This is a genomic window from Virgibacillus siamensis, from assembly GCF_039522605.1.
GTDB classification, from domain to species: Bacteria; Bacillota; Bacilli; order Bacillales; family Amphibacillaceae; genus Lentibacillus; species Lentibacillus siamensis.
In genome coordinates this window covers 420,436-437,287 of record NZ_BAAADS010000025.1, presented here as the reverse complement: position 1 = coordinate 437,287, position 16,852 = coordinate 420,436, and the positions used below count along the sequence as shown (strand labels likewise).

Annotated in this window: 14 protein-coding genes; 13 read left to right on the top strand and 1 reads right to left on the bottom strand. The window is 41.2% G+C overall.

Features of this window, described 5'->3' with window-relative positions; all coding sequences use genetic code 11:
• Window positions 1–231: 231 nt before the first annotated feature.
• The 9 genes from ABD010_RS17370 to ABD010_RS17330 all read left to right on the top strand — a co-directional run bounded on the left by ABD010_RS17370 (window position 232) and on the right by ABD010_RS17330 (window position 8,452).
• Window positions 232–1,923, top strand: a complete 1,692-nt coding sequence (locus ABD010_RS17370; protein WP_343816003.1) for a peptide ABC transporter substrate-binding protein — start codon at window positions 232–234, stop codon at window positions 1,921–1,923.
• A 388-nt stretch (window positions 1,924–2,311) separates the two neighbouring features.
• Window positions 2,312–3,229, top strand: coding sequence for an alpha/beta fold hydrolase (locus ABD010_RS17365; RefSeq protein WP_343816000.1), 918 nt, complete (start codon window positions 2,312–2,314; stop codon window positions 3,227–3,229).
• Window positions 3,229–3,651 (top strand): VOC family protein, encoded by a 423-nt coding sequence (locus ABD010_RS17360; RefSeq protein ID WP_343815997.1) that lies wholly within the window; start codon window positions 3,229–3,231, stop codon window positions 3,649–3,651. The genes ABD010_RS17365 and ABD010_RS17360 overlap by 1 nt, the downstream gene beginning before the upstream one ends.
• A gap of 3 nt (window positions 3,652–3,654) precedes the next feature.
• Window positions 3,655–4,359, top strand: coding sequence for a Type 1 glutamine amidotransferase-like domain-containing protein (locus ABD010_RS17355; RefSeq protein WP_343815994.1), 705 nt, complete (start codon window positions 3,655–3,657; stop codon window positions 4,357–4,359).
• A gap of 114 nt (window positions 4,360–4,473) precedes the next feature.
• Window positions 4,474–4,749, top strand: a complete 276-nt coding sequence (locus tag ABD010_RS17350) for a hypothetical protein (RefSeq protein ID WP_343815991.1) — start codon at window positions 4,474–4,476, stop codon at window positions 4,747–4,749.
• 282 nt (window positions 4,750–5,031) lie between these two features.
• Window positions 5,032–5,916 carry a DUF4097 family beta strand repeat-containing protein gene (locus tag ABD010_RS17345; protein WP_343815989.1) on the top strand — a complete coding sequence of 295 codons (885 nt, stop codon included), beginning with the start codon at window positions 5,032–5,034 and terminating at the stop codon, window positions 5,914–5,916.
• Between the two features lie 259 nt (window positions 5,917–6,175).
• Complete coding sequence (locus ABD010_RS17340) at window positions 6,176–7,054, top strand: cytochrome c oxidase assembly protein (RefSeq protein ID WP_343815986.1); 879 nt, start codon at window positions 6,176–6,178, stop codon at window positions 7,052–7,054.
• Between the two features lie 153 nt (window positions 7,055–7,207).
• Complete coding sequence (locus tag ABD010_RS17335) at window positions 7,208–7,900, top strand: aspartate/glutamate racemase family protein (RefSeq protein ID WP_343815983.1); 693 nt, start codon at window positions 7,208–7,210, stop codon at window positions 7,898–7,900.
• A gap of 195 nt (window positions 7,901–8,095) precedes the next feature.
• A complete protein-coding gene (locus ABD010_RS17330; protein WP_343815980.1) occupies window positions 8,096–8,452 on the top strand; it encodes a YdcF family protein in 357 nt (118 codons plus the stop codon).
• Between the two features lie 267 nt (window positions 8,453–8,719).
• On the opposite strand, the gene ABD010_RS17325 is transcribed toward ABD010_RS17330, so the two are convergent.
• Window positions 8,720–9,607 (bottom strand): TetR/AcrR family transcriptional regulator, encoded by an 888-nt coding sequence (locus tag ABD010_RS17325; RefSeq protein WP_343815977.1) that lies wholly within the window; start codon window positions 9,605–9,607, stop codon window positions 8,720–8,722.
• A 207-nt stretch (window positions 9,608–9,814) separates the two neighbouring features.
• Between ABD010_RS17325 and ABD010_RS17320 the strand changes: the two genes are divergently transcribed.
• From ABD010_RS17320 to qoxC, 4 genes are all read left to right on the top strand, one after another.
• Window positions 9,815–12,964, top strand: a complete 3,150-nt coding sequence (locus tag ABD010_RS17320; RefSeq protein ID WP_343815974.1) for an efflux RND transporter permease subunit — start codon at window positions 9,815–9,817, stop codon at window positions 12,962–12,964.
• 367 nt (window positions 12,965–13,331) lie between these two features.
• Window positions 13,332–14,288, top strand: a complete 957-nt coding sequence (qoxA, locus tag ABD010_RS17315) for a cytochrome aa3 quinol oxidase subunit II (RefSeq protein ID WP_343815971.1) — start codon at window positions 13,332–13,334, stop codon at window positions 14,286–14,288.
• Window positions 14,289–14,306: 18 nt separating this feature from the next.
• A complete protein-coding gene (gene qoxB / locus ABD010_RS17310; RefSeq protein ID WP_343815969.1) occupies window positions 14,307–16,250 on the top strand; it encodes a cytochrome aa3 quinol oxidase subunit I in 1,944 nt (647 codons plus the stop codon).
• Window positions 16,243–16,851 carry a cytochrome aa3 quinol oxidase subunit III gene (gene qoxC, locus ABD010_RS17305; protein WP_343815966.1) on the top strand — a complete coding sequence of 203 codons (609 nt, stop codon included), beginning with the start codon at window positions 16,243–16,245 and terminating at the stop codon, window positions 16,849–16,851. Before qoxB ends, qoxC begins: the two co-directional genes overlap by 8 nt.
• The last annotated feature ends 1 nt before the right edge of the window (window position 16,852 follow it).

Below are 16,852 nucleotides of genomic sequence, written 5' to 3'. Positions count from 1 at the left end.
GGTTACTCTCGAAATTTATTTAAGTTATTTAGTCAGATGCCCGGATGTGGATGCTGCAGCGGGTCTTTGACAGTTCTTTGCGGTTTCAGACCGGACAGAGAATGTGTAGTCAGATGCAAGGGAGTGATAAACCGATAGAATTCTGATAAAGGTTGTTAATTATTGATATTTTTTAAAAACTGTGACTGAAAAATCCGCGGGCGATTTGCCTGCATTATTGGGGGTTATGAAATGAAAAAGAGAAATTTGAGATGGTCGATTGCGGCTGCCGTTGTTCTAGTATTAGGGTTGTTATTGGCAGCTTGTGGTGGTTCGGATAATAATGAATCATCCGGAAGTCAAAAAGCACCAAAAAATACGGAATTGGCCGACAAACAGGAATTGCACTTTGTGCGTAAAGCCGATTTGCCAACTGTTGATCTTACAATGGCAACGGATACAACGTCATCTGAAGTAATTCAGCGGACACATCCTGGACTTATCACGTTCAAGAATAACGAAATGGTACCGGAAATGGCAGCAAAAATGCCAAAAATCAGTGAAGATGGAACCGTTTATACGTTTAAAATACGCGAAAATGCAACATGGTCGAATGGAGATCCTTTGACCGCAAGTGACTTTGTTTTTGCGTGGCAACGTCTGGTCGATCCTGATACAGCATCACAGTATGCTTACATAATGGGTGTAGCAAACGTCAAAAATGCTGAAAAAATTATGAATCAGGACAGCCCGCTTTATGGTAAAGTTGAAAAATTGGGCGTAAAAGCGATTGATGAGAAAACGTTCCAGGTAACATTGGAATCACCAATTCCTTACTTTACCAGCTTGATGTCCTTTAACAAATTTGGTCCATTAAATGAGGAATTTGTCAAGAAACAGGGCGATAATTATGCAAAAGAACCGAAAAACCTGCTGACTGTTGGTCCTTATAAATTGACCAAGTGGGATCACGGTGTAGGCTGGACCCTTGAGAAAAACAAGGACTACTATGCAGCAGATGAAGTGAATATTACGAAAGCAACATTTAAAGTTGTAAAAGAAAAAAATACACAATTAAGCTTGTATCAGTCAGATGAAATTCAGGTGGACGCGCTGTCGGCTGAACAGGTTGATGCTTATAAGAATAAACCGGACTTTCAGAATGTAGCAGGAAACTGCATGTTCTGGTGGGAGCTTAACGCGGAAAAAGTTCCGGAATTTAAATATAAAAAAGTTCGTAAGGCAATGTCGCTGGTAATCAATCGTGAAGGCCTTACAAGTGTTCTGCTTAACAATGGTTCCATTCCTGCCGATTATGTAGTTCCGAAAGACTTTGTAGAGGGACCAGCCGGAAAAGCCTTCCGTGAAGGTCAGGACCCATATCTGCAAGGCGGCGTTGAAAAAGCGAAGAAACTTTGGAAGGAAGCCAAGAAGGAACATGGCTTTAATAAACTCGAAATAACGTATCTGTCAACAGATGGTGACTTGGCAGCACAAGCTGCTGAATTCATGGCAAACCAGCTGGAACAATTAGAAGGTATGAAAGTAAATATCAAAAAACTGCCTTGGAACGCGTATCTCGAACATGTAAATGCTGGTAATCATGAGCTTGACGGTGCCTCTGGCTGGTGCCCGGACTATAAAGACCCAATGACTTTCCTGGGCTACTGGCACAGTGATGGCCCGAATGATGCAAACGGAATTGAAAGAGAAAAGTATGACAAACTGATTGAAAAAGCGCGCAACCTTGCTAAACAGCAAAAGGAGCAGGAACGCTGGAAGGTATTGCAGAAAGCTGAAAAAGTACTGGTTGAAAATGCAATCGCCATCCCTACCTATCAAAAAGGAAGCGCAATGATTGTCAAACCGTACGTAGAGGGAATTGCTTTCCAAAACTTTGGCATTGAACAATACTTCAGGGAAGCTAAAGTTTATAAACATTAATTGTTACCGTAACGGGTACTCATGTGTCATAACATGAGTGCCCGTTTTTTGTGAGGATGCACTTATACCGTGGGAATAAATTTTGAGCAGCCATATTCCAAACTAAAGCGGACGATTAAAGCGGCAGCGCCGTACTTTTACCGAACCCCACCGTATAAAAGCCGAATTGCGCCGTACTTCACCCGGATCCCGCCGTATATTGTGAGAAAGCCGCCGTACTTTTGATGAAACCCGCCGTATTATAGCATATAGTCCCCGCATATTTGGTGATTGAACGGAAATATGCGCACCTCAGAGCCGACTTTGATTTTGTAGAAAATTTGCAGGATAAATTGGATAGATGTCGAAAAAGTAAAGTGGTTAATGAGTGAAGGGGGGAGGGAATTCAGTGAAAACAATTTCAAATGGTACTTTTTTTAATATACGCGGAAAAGATTTATATGTAGAACGACATGGACCAAAAGATGGTTATCCTGTTTTATACTTGCACGGTGGTCCCGGGATGGGCTGTTATGAATTTTGCTATCACCAGGCAAATCCTTTGTCGGACAAAGTACGGTTGATTGCCATCGATCAGCGGGGGTGTTGCCGGTCAGAAATGATTCAGGAGGATGAATTTTTTTCGTTACATGATATTGTATTGGATTGCGAGGCGTTGCGAAAAGAATTAGGAATTGACAAGTGGACTTTATTAGGTCATTCATTTGGAGGTTTTATCGCATTAAAGTATACTACCATGTTTCCTGATGCTGTCAGCCGGATCCTTTTTGAGTGTCCTGCTTTTGATTTCGGTCTGTCTGCAAAAAGCTTGTTACACAAAACATCGCAAATCGCTGAAAAAGAGGATATGAAGAGATTGGTGAAAGAATGTCTGGGACTTGCTGAATCGGATGAATCGACAAGGGAATTAATGATGGGCTTTATTGAGCTCAGGCCGAAACTTGGTGAGAAGGGCAGGGAAATCCACGAACATAATTTTAATCACCCGACTGATTATTCTTTTTATACTGAAGCAGAGTGGGAGAAGTTTACTAATCGAAGCGATGTACATAATCAGCGTTTGATGGATGGCGGACTTATGTTTGATTCACTGCTTGATAATCTGAAAAACATCAGGCAGCCAGCACTTTTGATTAATGGACAGTATGACCCTGTAACGTGCGCGGAACAGCTGGAACGATTCTGTAAAGATGTGCGGGGCGGTGAAGTCATTACGCTTCAACACAGCGGTCATTTCCCGCATGCGGAAGAACCGGAAGAGTTTACGAATGTCGTGGAAGAATTTTTAGTTCGGGAGGAAATGTGATGAAAGAAAAATTACAAAGAGTGGGCACTTCATATCTTCCAGTAACGGATGTGGAGTTGTCCGCGAAATGGTATGCAGGCAAATTAGGGGCGGAAGTGAACTATCAGGATGCTGAAAAGGCAATTGTAAATTTTGCGGACCAAAGCTTTTTTCTTGTTAAAGCTGGAGCGAATCAAAGCGCAAATTTTTACGATGCGGACGGTCAGGAACACTTTTCAATGACAGTTGAGGTGAATGGAATGAACGCATTGGAGGCGGTTCGTACGGAATTAATTCAAAACGGTGTGAAGACGGGTCAAATCGAGGATCGCGGTCATCCCGGTAAAAATTTTGTTTTTTATGATCCGGATGGAAACAAATTTGATGTGTGGAGTGAACTGAATCTGGAATTTAAAAAGCTGCATAACCTGGAGCGTGTTTAGACAATGAAGCAAATCATAGCAATGGGTGGCGGAGGGTTTTCGATGGAACCCGACAACATGCTGTTGGACACCTATATTCTTCGGCAAAGTAATAAGGCGACACCTAAAATTTGTTTTGTTCCAACCGCCAGTGGGGATGCTGATTCGTACATTGCCAGGTTTTATGATTTTTTCAGGAAACAATCCTGTGTTCCGTCGCACCTGTCCCTGTTTAAACCACCCGTCAGAGATCTGCAACGTTATATTCTGGACAAAGATATCATTTATGTTGGTGGAGGAAATACCAAAAATTTATTGGCACTATGGAGAGAATGGGGGTTGGATATTATTTTGAAAAAGGCTTGGGAACAGGGAGTGATTTTAGCCGGAATCAGCGCTGGATCGATATGCTGGTTCGAGCAAGGTGTTACCGATTCCTATGGGGATGAACTGGAGCCAATTGATTGTCTTGGTTTTTTAAAAGGAAGCAATTGCCCGCATTATGATGGTGAACCGAATAGAAGACCAACGTATCAGAACTTTATTAAAGAAAAACAGATCCAGTCCGGAATCGCTGCGGATGATGGCGTGGCAATTCATTATGCGGGACAAAAAATACATCATATTGTCAGCTCAAGAGTGGATGCCAAAGCGTATATTTTAGGTAATCATGTTGACCTGTCGGAAAAAGAGGTCCAGCCATATTTTTTGGGATCTGAATTATATTAAAAAAAAACGGCTATGGTTCACACGTGGTGGAGTGAAGGAATAGGAAAAACCAATTTGGACAAAATTAGGATGAAAGAAAAAGAGAAAGCTTTGATCAAATTGGAGGGCTGTTTAATGTCACATCAGTCGCTGCATGAGCAGCTGCAGCAGGTCAGTCAGCATATAGAGGATGCGCAAGAGACGGCGCGTCAGGCTCAAGGTTCCAATCAGCAGCTGCTCAGTCAGGCAGACCAGTTGTTAAAACAGGCAGAGCAGGATTTGGTGCACGCCCGGAATCAGGCGGGGGCAGAGGCAACTGAAAATGCACAATTTCAGCAGGCTTATGAACAACTTCACGACACACGTCAGCAAGTACAGGAAGCACAGCAAAATAACAATGATGTTTTGTAATCAGAAAATGCACAAGGGTACCTCAATAGATGGACCCTGTGCATTTTATTGCTCGGTCGAGAAGACTCCGAGATCAATCGGAAATCTAATCTGAATGAAAAGCGGTCCTATCAAACATAGCGTGGATATAAATATACCCGCCTGCTGCGCCCTTGAACTATTTCAATTTTCCATACAAAAATCATTCCCCGGCCATGGAACTTCTCCGACTCTGGACAGAGAACAACGAACGTTAAAAATGATAGAATAGAGATAGAAATCAGAAATCGGGGTGGGGATAGTATGGATTTGTTAGGTAAAAATTGTAAAATGATTCATGAAGAAAAAGTGATCGGCGGGCAAAAGGTGGATACAATCCGCATTAATTCGGAGCTGGCTGATGTGCATGCAGCTGCCGGCTCCGGGAAAGATATTCAACTATTGCTGGAAGGGGAAATCAGTGAAAGCGTTGCGGAAGATTTAACATTTAAAGTCAGACAAAGCGGAAGCACACTCAACATCGATGTCAACAAACGTAAAATAAAGCTGTTTGGATTGATGAAATCGGATCTTCATCTTTATGTGACAGTTCCAGCTAAAGTTTACGAAGACATTTATGTAAAACTGGGGTCCGGCGACTGTATTGTCAATAATATTGATACAAAGTCATATTCCGGTATTTGCTCATCTGGTAAACAGGTAATTGCTGGTCTTCATGCCCAGAAGCAATTGACATTGCAAGCTTCCAGTGGCGATATATTTGTCAATAATAGTCATTCAGATTCAGTTATGGCAGAGGTCACCAGTGGAGCGGTCACTGTCAGTAATCTTTCTTGTATGCATGCTAAATATGACGCGACCTCCGGGGATATCGAAGTACAGAGCGAAAAACTGATGGGTGATACAGAATGCAAGGTAACAAGTGGAGATATTCGTGTACAAAGCAGTGTGTTCAGCGGGGAACTGGATTGTCGTGCAACAAGTGGCAATGTTGAAATTCACAGCAAAACCTTTCCGGATAATTTGTTTGTTGATTGCCATCTATCATCCGGAAACAGGAAGGTTCGTGTTGAGGGATTGAAATTTACCGAGCAGCAAAAAGACAGGTTATCAGGGATAAAAGGGGATGGCAGTGCCCATTCCATCAAGGCATATACGACGTCAGGAAATATCAGAATACTTGATTAGCGTGAATGGACAGCAACTAACCAGGTACAATACGGCTGCGGAAATACATGGTATTACATTCCGCAGCTGATCCATGAAAATAGAAAGGACCATCTCAATTTCAATAGATAACTTTATCAATAAATACTGCTCGTAAAATAGCAACCACATATATGGCGGAAGTTTCATTCAAATACCTCAGACGCTATCCATTTGTGGTGTATTTTGTTAAACTAAAGAAATAATAGCCTGTAAACAAGCAGAATGGTGGTGATTCATTATGGGACCATTATTTACGAATCATGCATGGTATGAACTGGTGGGGCTTGTCAGTCTTGTGGTGGCAGTGCTTCTTTGTTACTGGTATATAAATACAATCATCAAATCAACTCATTACAATACTACAAACACGCAGAAAACATACTTTTTTACGGCAGTCATTTTATTTTATCTTGTGGAAGGGACACCCTTTGCAATTATAGCAGATGATTATTTGTTTAGTGCGCTCTCACTGCAGATTTCAATCATGTCCTTTGTCGTGATGCCGCTTTTCATTTTAAGTCTGCCAAAACAGTATTTAGATATCTTTTTCTGGCATCACAAACGGGCAAAAATTGCCAGCCTGATATTCGCACATCCGTGGCCGCTGGCAGTTGCATTCAATGGACTTTTAACGGTGTTTTTTATTCCAGCGTTTTTTAATATAATTCACGATATTATGTTTTTGCAGTCTATTTGTGAAGTTCTTTTAATCACGCTCTCTTTTCTGACTTGGTGGATTATAATCCAGCCGTCACAAGAAGTAGCTGATCACAGTTATTTCATGCGGGCTGCATACGTATTTTTTACAGCGTTATTTCTGATGCCGATTGGTATTTTCTTATTGGTCGTGCAGGATCCGCACTATACTTCTTACACCACGGCGTCAGGTGAACTTTTTCCAGTACTGACGGCAGTGTATGACCAACAGCTAGCCGGTGGGTTATTGAAATTTCTGCAGCTGACAAGTTACTCCATTGCACTGTTCTACTTGTTGAAAATGTGGGGCCTTCGTGAAGAAGAAAATGAAGGTAAAGTCGACGAAGACACGCGCGTTGTTCAGGGCATTGTTATCAAGCTGAATGATCGCAACCGCCGAAATAAAGGAAAAAAACGATAAGAAAGATGCCACTAATTTGCTTTCAAATTCGATTGTTGAATGAATGATTCTACTTATAATTCGTTTTCGGAAGCAGGACAGGTGGCGTTTTTTTATGCTACACTATAAATATAAGTTAATTGATTGGAATACTTACAAAAAGGATGTGAAAGGATGAAACGTGCAGGTATTGTAGGTGGTTTGGGTCCTGAATCAACCGTTGACTATTACCAGTCATTCATTCATAAGTACCAGGACCGGATGAACAGCAAGCAGGTATTGCCTGAGCTTTTTATAAACAGTATCAACATGTATACTATTTTTAAATACATCAGCGAGGACCGCCTTGACGATCTAACCAATTATGTTGCCGGGGCAGCGAATAAGTTAGAAGAAATAGGTGCTGATTTTGTTGTCATTTCCGCCAACACACCCCACATTGTTTTTAATGAAGTCCGGGAAAACGTTAATGTGCCGATGATCAGTATCGTTGAAGCAACAAATGATAAGGCCGATGAATTGGGGTTGAAAAATGTCGGACTGCTTGGAACCAAGTTTACAATGGAACATGATTTTTTTAAAAAACCGTTTGAATCAGCTGGCAAAAAAATAGTTGTCCCCGGTGAAGAGGATCAAAAATTCATGCATCAGCGGATCGTGGATGAATTGGAAAACGGAATTGTAAAGGAAGATACCAAACAAGCATTTCTGAAAATCGTTAACAAACTTACCGCCGCTGAAAATTTGGACGGACTCATTTTGGGATGTACGGAACTGCCGATGATTTTGAAAAATAAAGATGTGGATATTCCATTGTTGAATACGACTGAAATCCATGTTGATAAAATGGTGGAGGAGTTATTTTAAAGTGCAAATCTTCTATTTGGTATGCATCTGTTTTTTCAAGGCTGGTACTTTATTGGAAAAAACACAGTAAGGATTTTCCTGAGAAAATTTCGTTACTTACTGCCAGAATGGGCGAATGGCGATTTTTCCATTCTGCTTCGTATGTTAAACTCAAAGCAACGGAATTGAAAATGTAATTACAATGGAGATGATTCCATGTGGATTTCCGACCTGAACATTACAGAGCTTACCGATGACAGGATGAGGGATTTATTATTTGGTGGTATGAAAGATGATGGAAAAAGCGGTGACTGTATATTTGTAGCCGGGAGCAGTAAAGCGACCACTTACCGTTTGCCTGCAGCAGTGGATTTATACAGGGCAGGCAGGGCAGGTAAAATTCTTTTCTCCGGTGGTGTCAAATGGGAAGCGGACGAGTTTTCGGAGGCATTGATGATACGCGATGAAGCATTAAGACTGGGTGTGCCAAAAAAAGATATATTAATTGAAGATGATTCCATGCACACGAAAGAGAATGTGCGAGCTCCTATCACATGCGGCGGCTTCATTTAACGTTAAAAACATATATGCCGGGCTGGATCAATTATTCGCTGTGTCCTGTAAATGACAAATGGACGCGTGAGAATAACTGGTATAAAAGTGATTTCGGAAGGCAGCGTGTACAAACAGAGTGTGAAAAACTGATTCATTATGTGAATATGGGTGTATTGGCGGATGAATTCATTAAGACTGACGGTATGTGTAAGTAAAGTAGCTAAACTCCGGCGAATGGGGTCTAGCTACTACGATGATAGCTGCTGAAATTCGTCCTGATTGCTTTTACAATACACGAATATTAAGTTTATTGGAGATAATGCGACGGTACTCATCGAACTGTTTGATTCCCTTAAAATTAGCGAGCAGGCCTTGGATGACGAATTCCTTTGCATCTGTTTTTTTAATTTCTGTTAACAGGTAGTCAATTACTTCCTGAAGTTCGCTGCGTTTTTCCACCCCGACAACATTATTCTTCAGTATGTTTTGCATTTCCAATAAATAGTTGACAACTTCCTCTTTATTTGTATTTTCAGGCGTTCTAATGTTCGCAAACACTGGCGCCATTTTTTTATGGGTCAATATCGGGGAACGTTTACTTTTTATGAGACCATTGGCTGCCTCATCAATACGTTCAACGATAAAAGCAGCCAGCTCCGGAATCTCCACCTCGATGTCAGCACTGAGCAACACCTGAAAGAAGCGATTTTTTATTCCTTCAAAAATAATTCCGAGATCATTTACATATGGTTCAATTTCTTCGCCATAAATGGAGACAAGGTTCTTCTTATGCCACTGATGGATCTCATATTCTTTCGTTTTAACCAGCTCAAAGAGTTCTTTGTTTAAGGTAAAGGCCTGTTCCTTAATCTGCGTAAGAATAAAATTACGATGTTTCAGCACTTCATAAAATTGTACTTCGACTTGACGTATGAAGTTTTCCCTCGGGCTTAGCTGCTCATCCACAGCATGTTGAACATTTTTCTGTATTAAATCATGATAATACTTAAACAGCTCTACGAACAGTTCGTCCTTGGATTGGAAATGCAGATAGAAAGCCCCTTTTGACAGATTGCTCTTTTTGGCAATTTCCTCAATGGATGTGGCGTAAAATCCTTTGTCAGCAAATAGTTTAATGGCAGTTTCGATTATTGTCTTCTTTTTTTCATTCATTGTTTTCACGACCTTCTTTATTCAAATGACCATGTAGTCACATTTATATTGACCATTCAGTTATTACGCATTATATTATCAAAAAATATGCCGCCGGGCAAATAAAGGTAATCATAAATATATCTTGCATTGACCTGGAAAATCATTTATATTGGATAATGTTGTGACCAGTCAGTCAAACCGGTGAGTCATAAAGGAGTGTGCATTTTGAAGAAGATTATTAACTTTTCGTTGAATAATAAATTCGCAATATGGATTTTGACCATATTGGTTATTGTTGCGGGTTTATATTCAGGTTTTCGAATGAATCAGGAAACAATGCCTGATATTACCATGCCGAATGTTTCCGTGATGACAACATATCCGGGGGCGGCGCCGGATGAAGTGGCAAATGAAGTTACGGTGCCAATTGAAAAAAGCGTAAAAAATATTGAAGGGGTTAAATTAGTCAGTTCGTCTTCATTTGCAAATGCCTCTTCTATACAAATACAATTTGATTTTGAGAAAGATATGGATAAAGCAACCAGCGAGGTAAAAAGCGCATTATCTGATTTGGAGCTTCCAGATGGCGCTAAAGAACCGGAAGTTTCCCGTGTAAGCCTCAATTCCTTTCCAGTCATAGCTTTAAGTGTAAGTGATGGGGACAACTCCCTTTCAAAATTGACGGATAAAGTGGAAAAGGACATTGTCCCTGAATTGGAAGGGCTGCAAGGAGTATCTGATGTTGAAGTCAGTGGACAGCAGATTCAGAAGGTCACCATTGATTTTGATGAGAAAAAGATGGCCCAATATGGATTAACGCCGAAAAAAGTGAAAGATTTGATTAAAGGTTCGGATGTTTCGTTCCCACTTGGTCTGACCAATTTTGATGGAGAAGTTAAAAATGTCGTTATTGATGGTGATGTAACAACCGTTGAGGACCTTAAAGAATTAGAGCTTCCTGCTATTCCGGCAAACTCCGGTACGTCATCTCAACAATCCCCGCAATCTCAGGCAACACAACAGGGTGCCGGGCAACAAATGCAGGGTGGAACTGCCCAATCACAGCAAGGCAGTATGGAAATCCCAACTGTTCAGCTTAGTGATCTTGCTGAAATAAACGTGGTTGGTGAAGTTAAATCCATTTCCAGAACGAATGGTGAAGATTCAATAGGCGTTCAGATTGTAAAAGCTTCTGATGCGAATACAGTTGAAGTAGTCAACAGTGTTAAAGATCAAATAACCAATTTTGAGGATGAACATGGAATTTCCGTTACAACTACATTCGACCAGGGAGAGCCTATTGAAGAATCCGTTAATACAATGTTAAGTAAAGCATTGTTCGGAGCTATATTCGCAGTAGTGATTATTCTTCTGTTTTTAAGAAGTATCAAAACAACACTTATTTCGATTGTATCGATTCCGTTGTCGTTATTGATGGCAGTGTTTTTGCTGCATCAAATGGACATAACATTAAATATTATGACGTTGGGTGCATTGACGGTAGCAATCGGCCGGGTGATAGATGATTCCATTGTTGTCATTGAAAATATATACAGACGGATGGAATTACCTGATGAACGGCTGACAGGTAAGGAATTAATACGGGAAGCGACACGGCAGATGTTTATTCCAATTGCTTCCTCCACAATCGTTACGATAGCTGTCTTCCTGCCGCTGGGACTTGTCAGCGGGCAAGTGGGAGAAATGTTTATGCCATTTGCGCTTGCAGTTGTGTTTGCACTATCAGCTTCTCTGATTGTCGCCGTAACAATTGTTCCGATGCTTGCTCACTCGCTGTTTGGAAAGAAAATTAATAAAACTTCTAAGGTGAAAAGCAGTAAAAGCCATCGAAAACAAGGCAGATTGGCCAGCTTCTATAAACGCGTTCTTAACTGGGCATTGGATCATAAATTTATCACATTTGGCGGAGCGACAGTGGTGTTAGTTGCAAGTCTGTTCCTAGTGCCAATTATCGGGGTCAGTTTTCTGCCAAGTGATCAGCAAAAAATGATTATGGCTACGTATAGCCCGGAACCAGGGCAGACGAAAGAAGAAGCGGAAGATGTGGCCCTTAACGCTGAGAAGTTTTTCAGTGACCGAGATGGTGTTACATCTTACCAATTTTCATTGGGCGGTGGCGGTCCAATGGGAATGGGCGGTGAAAACTCTGCATTGTTCTTCGTTGAATACGATGAGGATTTTGAAAAGTTTAGTAATGAAAGTTCAAACGTAATTAAAGCATTAAATAAACAGACAGACCAAGGTGAATGGGGTACAATTGATTTTGCCCAAACTGGTGGCGGCCTGGAATTGTTTATTTACGGAGATAATTTAGAAGATATTCAGGCAGCTGAAGAAAAAGTCTTACCGATGATGAAAGATAATCCTGATTTGAAAAAAGTGGAATCAAGTTTGTCAGAGGCTTATGATCAATATACACTGGTGGCTAACCAGGAGAAGCTAAGCCAATATGGGTTGACAGCAGCTCAAATTGGAATGAAGTTAAGCAGTTCCGGAGCATCTCCTGTTCTCACAACGGTAAAACATGATGGGGAAGAAGTCAGTGTTTATGTGAAAACGGAAGAAGTTAATTACAGTGGTATTGAAGACTTGAGAAACACGGATATTCAGAGTCCGATGGGAGCAACAGTCCAACTTGGTGACATGGTGAACGTAAAAGAAGGGAAAGCACCTGATACGATTAAGCGCAGAGATGGAAAGATGTACGCATCTATCAGTGCGGATGTGAAGACAGATGATGTAGCAGCTGTATCTGCTGATGTGAAAAATGCGATCAGTGATGAGAAGCTTCCTGATGCGGTTCAAGTTGAATTCGGCGGTGTAACCGAACAAATAAATGAATCCTTTACGCAGCTTGGTTTGGCAATGCTTGCGGCGATTGTAATTGTTTATTTCGTACTCGTTGTAACATTCGGGGGAGCACTTGCCCCATTCGCCATATTATTCTCCCTGCCATTTACAATTATTGGCGGATTAGTTGCATTGTGGATTGCAGGCGAACCACTCAGTGTGTCGGCGATGATTGGTGCATTAATGTTAATCGGTATTGTTGTAACCAATGCGATTGTATTGATTGACAGAGTGATCCATAAAGAAAAAGAAGGCTTCACGACACGGGAGGCACTTCTGGAGGCAGGATCAACCCGTTTGAGACCGATCTTAATGACAGCTCTGGCAACAATCGGTGCACTTATTCCGCTTGCAATCGGAATGGAAGGTGGCGGATTAATTTCCAAAGGACTTGGTGTCACGGTTATCGGTGGCCTGGCAAGTTCAACCTTATTAACATTGGTCATTGTACCGATTGTATATGAAGTTTTCGCTAGGTTCCGGAATAAAAAAGCAGTTGAATAATGAAGGTAGATTTCGAGAGCTAAATCAAGAAAAAGATGATAAGAAGACAAAAATCCGATTCTTTAGTCGGATTTTTGTCTTTTCTTTTGGCAGATTTATGCTTTTACGTTTATTTGAATGCTGTTAAAGGAAAGATTGACAATGTATGTCTGTCTAAAAATAATGTATAAATTTTTGTAAAAGTGTTTTTTCTCACTGAAAGCGTTTGAAATTAAGAACATTTTGTAACAGAAATTCAACAAATTTATCAAAACGCTAAAAATCAGTGTTTACGCTGGTACAACTTAACATTCTATTTGGTACACTATGTTCGATGGAATTTTGATATAAGGGTAGGCTAAACATGACTGACAGCGGGAGGGATTTCATGAAAATACGGAAAAAGCATTCTAAGAAATGGTATACTTTATTGCTCTTAGGAATGGTATTTCTGTTGAGCGGTTGTGACCAAATGGTGGTATTTGACCCAGCAGGTCCTGTAGCCGAAAAGCAGCGGGATTTGATTATTTATTCCCTGTATTTTATGGGTGCAGTTTGTCTGATGGTATGGATACCATTCGCCATATTTTTGTTTAAATACCGTTCTAACAAGAAAAATCGCAGTGAGGACAGTTACAAACCGGATATGCATGGAAATAAGGTGATTGAAACAATTTGGACGATTATTCCAATCTTAATTGTGACAGCTTTGGCTATTCCGACGGTTACAACACTGTTCGATTTGGAGGAGCCTCCGGAATCTTCAAAAGATAAGGAACCATTGGTTGTTCATGCAACAGCGTCTGATTGGAAGTGGTTTTTCAGTTATCCGGAACAGGGGATTGAGACGGTAAACTATTTACACATACCAACCGATCGTGCTGTTGAATTCCGGTTGCAATCAACTGGTTCGATGGCGGCCTTATGGATTCCTGCACTAGGGGGTCAAATGTACAATATGGCCGGCATGCGGAACATCCTTTATTTACAGGCCGATGAGCCGGGAGTATATGACGGTAAAAACTCTAACTTTACTGGAGTAGGATTTACCGAACAGACGTTTAAAGTTTATGCGGAAGATAGTAAAAAGTTCCAGGAATGGGTAAATACAAAACAGAACAACGCTCCTAAATTAACGGAGAAAAAATATAAAGAATTGCTTGCACCCAGTATTGTCGGCCGTTCCACATTTTCTTCGACCCATTTGCAGTGGGTGGATCATGGAACCATGCCGGGAATGGACTATGCTATTGAACTGTATGGTAAAGAATACTATGACGGTAAAACGCATGTAAAAAATGATGCCGAACACCGTGAAAAGAATCATGAAGATTGGGAGCAATAAAAGAAAGCAGGTGAAACAATGGGTCTTGATAAATTGCTTGTAACGGGTGAACCGTTGATATATGCGGGAATGGTTGCAATTGCTTTGGTAACGTCAGCAATCATTTTCATCCTTACCTATTTCAAAAAATGGACGTGGCTGTGGCGGGAGTGGCTGACTACAGTTGATCATAAAAAAATTGGGATTATGTATATTTTAAGTGCACTTGCAATGCTGTTCCGCGGCGGAATGGATGCCCTTATGATGCGTGTACAGCTTGCGTTTCCGAGTATGAATTTTCTTGGTGCACAGCACTATGATGAAATATTTACAACGCACGGAACGGTTATGATTATCTTTATGGCGATGCCGTTTTTAATCGGTCTGATGAATATTATCGTTCCGCTGCAAATTGGAGCTCGTGACTTTGCGTTTCCATATGTGAATGCAATCAGTTTCTGGTCATTCTTCTTTGGGGCAATGCTGTTTAACCTTTCGTTCGTTATCGGAGGGTCACCTGATGCAGGCTGGACGAGTTATACACCTCTTGCAGGGGCGGCAATGAGTCCCGGTCCAGGACAGAATTTCTATTTAATGGGTCTTCAATTAGCCGGTATTGGTACACTGGCAACTGGTATTAACTTGATGGTAACCATTTTAAAGATGAGAGCACCTGGGATGAAAATGTTTCAGATGCCGATATTTACATGGTCTACACTAATAACAACATTTATCATTATTTTTGCTTTTCCGATTTTAACGGTAAACCTTGCACTTCTTACAATTGACCGTGTTTTCGGGTCCCATTTCTTTACATTGGCGGGGGAAGGTTTGCCAATGATGTGGGCTAACCTTTTCTGGATGTGGGGACACCCGGAAGTTTATATTGTAATTTTACCGGCATTTGGGATTTTCTCGGAGGTTATTGCAACCTTTGCCCGGAAAAGGTTGTTCGGTTATAACGTAATGGTATGGTCGATTATTGTAATTGCCGGATTGAGTTTTACAACCTGGGTACACCACTTCTTTACAATGGGTACAGGTGCATTTGTCAATTCAGTATTTTCCATTTCAACAATGCTGATTGCCGTGCCGACCGGGGTGAAAATATTCAACTGGCTAGCAACGATGTATAAATCGAAAATGGAGTTCACATCGCCAATGCTTTGGTCGCTTGCATTTATTCCAAGCTTTGTTATTGGTGGTATAACCGGTGTTATGCTTGGTATGGCGGCTACGGATTACCAGTATCATAACTCCTACTTCCTGGTGGCGCATTTCCACTATGTGTTGATACCTGGAACTGTGTTTGCCTGCTTCTCGGGTCTTGTTTTCTGGTATCCGAAAATGTTTGGGCATAAGCTGAATGAAACATTGAGCAAATGGTCTTTCTGGTTCTTTGTTGTTGGCTTCCATGTATGCTTCCTGCCGCAGTTTTTTGTGGGATTGGATGGCATGCGGCGAAGAGTTTTTCATTCAACGCCAGAGTGGTTTTCACTGAATTTCCTTTCAACTATTGGCGCGTTTGGAATGGGGATTGGATTTGCCATTTTCGTATATGCAATCTATTACAGCCTGCGTTACAGTGAACGGGAAAAAACCGGGGATGCCTGGGACGGCAGAACCCTGGAATGGGCTACGCCGACTCCAATTCCTTCATACAACTTTGCAACATTACCGGACAACGTCGGGTATGATGCATTACTGGAAATGAAGAAGAATGGTGAAACGACGTATGATGAAAGCAAACTGGAACCAATTCACATGCCAAGCAGTTCAGGTAAACCTTTTATCATGATGCTGATTCTGTTCTTTGCCAGTTTTGCCCTCGTATTTGAGTGGGTTACAGCTGCCGCAATCTTTCTGGCAGGCGGAGTTTTCATGATGATCCTGAGATCATTTGACTATGATGAAGGTTATCACATTGAAGTGGATGAAATTAAACGCATTGAACGTTCAGCAAGGGGGTTAAATGATGAGTGAACAAAATCTTAAAACCGGCCCGCTGGAATACCGTACAGAACATGGAAGAATGAATATTACAGGGTTTTGGATTTTCCTTGCTGCAGAGGTTGTATTATTCTCAACCTTGTTTGCTACGTACGCAGTTCTGATCGGACGTACAGCAGATGGTCCGGTACCGAGTGAAATTTATGAGGCGAAGAGCGCCCTGCTGATGACGTTCATTCTTCTGACAAGCAGTTTTACGTGTGGTATCGGAATTCATGAAATGCGCAGGGGTTCCAAAAAGGGTTTAATCACATGGTTGATTATTACGCTAATCCTTGGATTCTCTTTTCTTGGACTTGAGGTCGACGAGTTTATTAAATACGCAACACATGAGGGTGTGACACTGCAAACCAGTGCATACTGGTCGTCGTTTTTCATTCTAGCTGGAACACATGGACTTCACGTGACATTTGGTACCGGATGGCTGATCCTGCTGATAATACAGGTTTTTCAGCGGGGATTAACAAATGTAACCAGCCAGAAAGTATTTATTGTTGGATTGTACTGGCACTTCTTGGACGTGGTTTGGATTTTCATTTTTACTTGCGTCTATTTATTTGGGATGGTGATGTAAG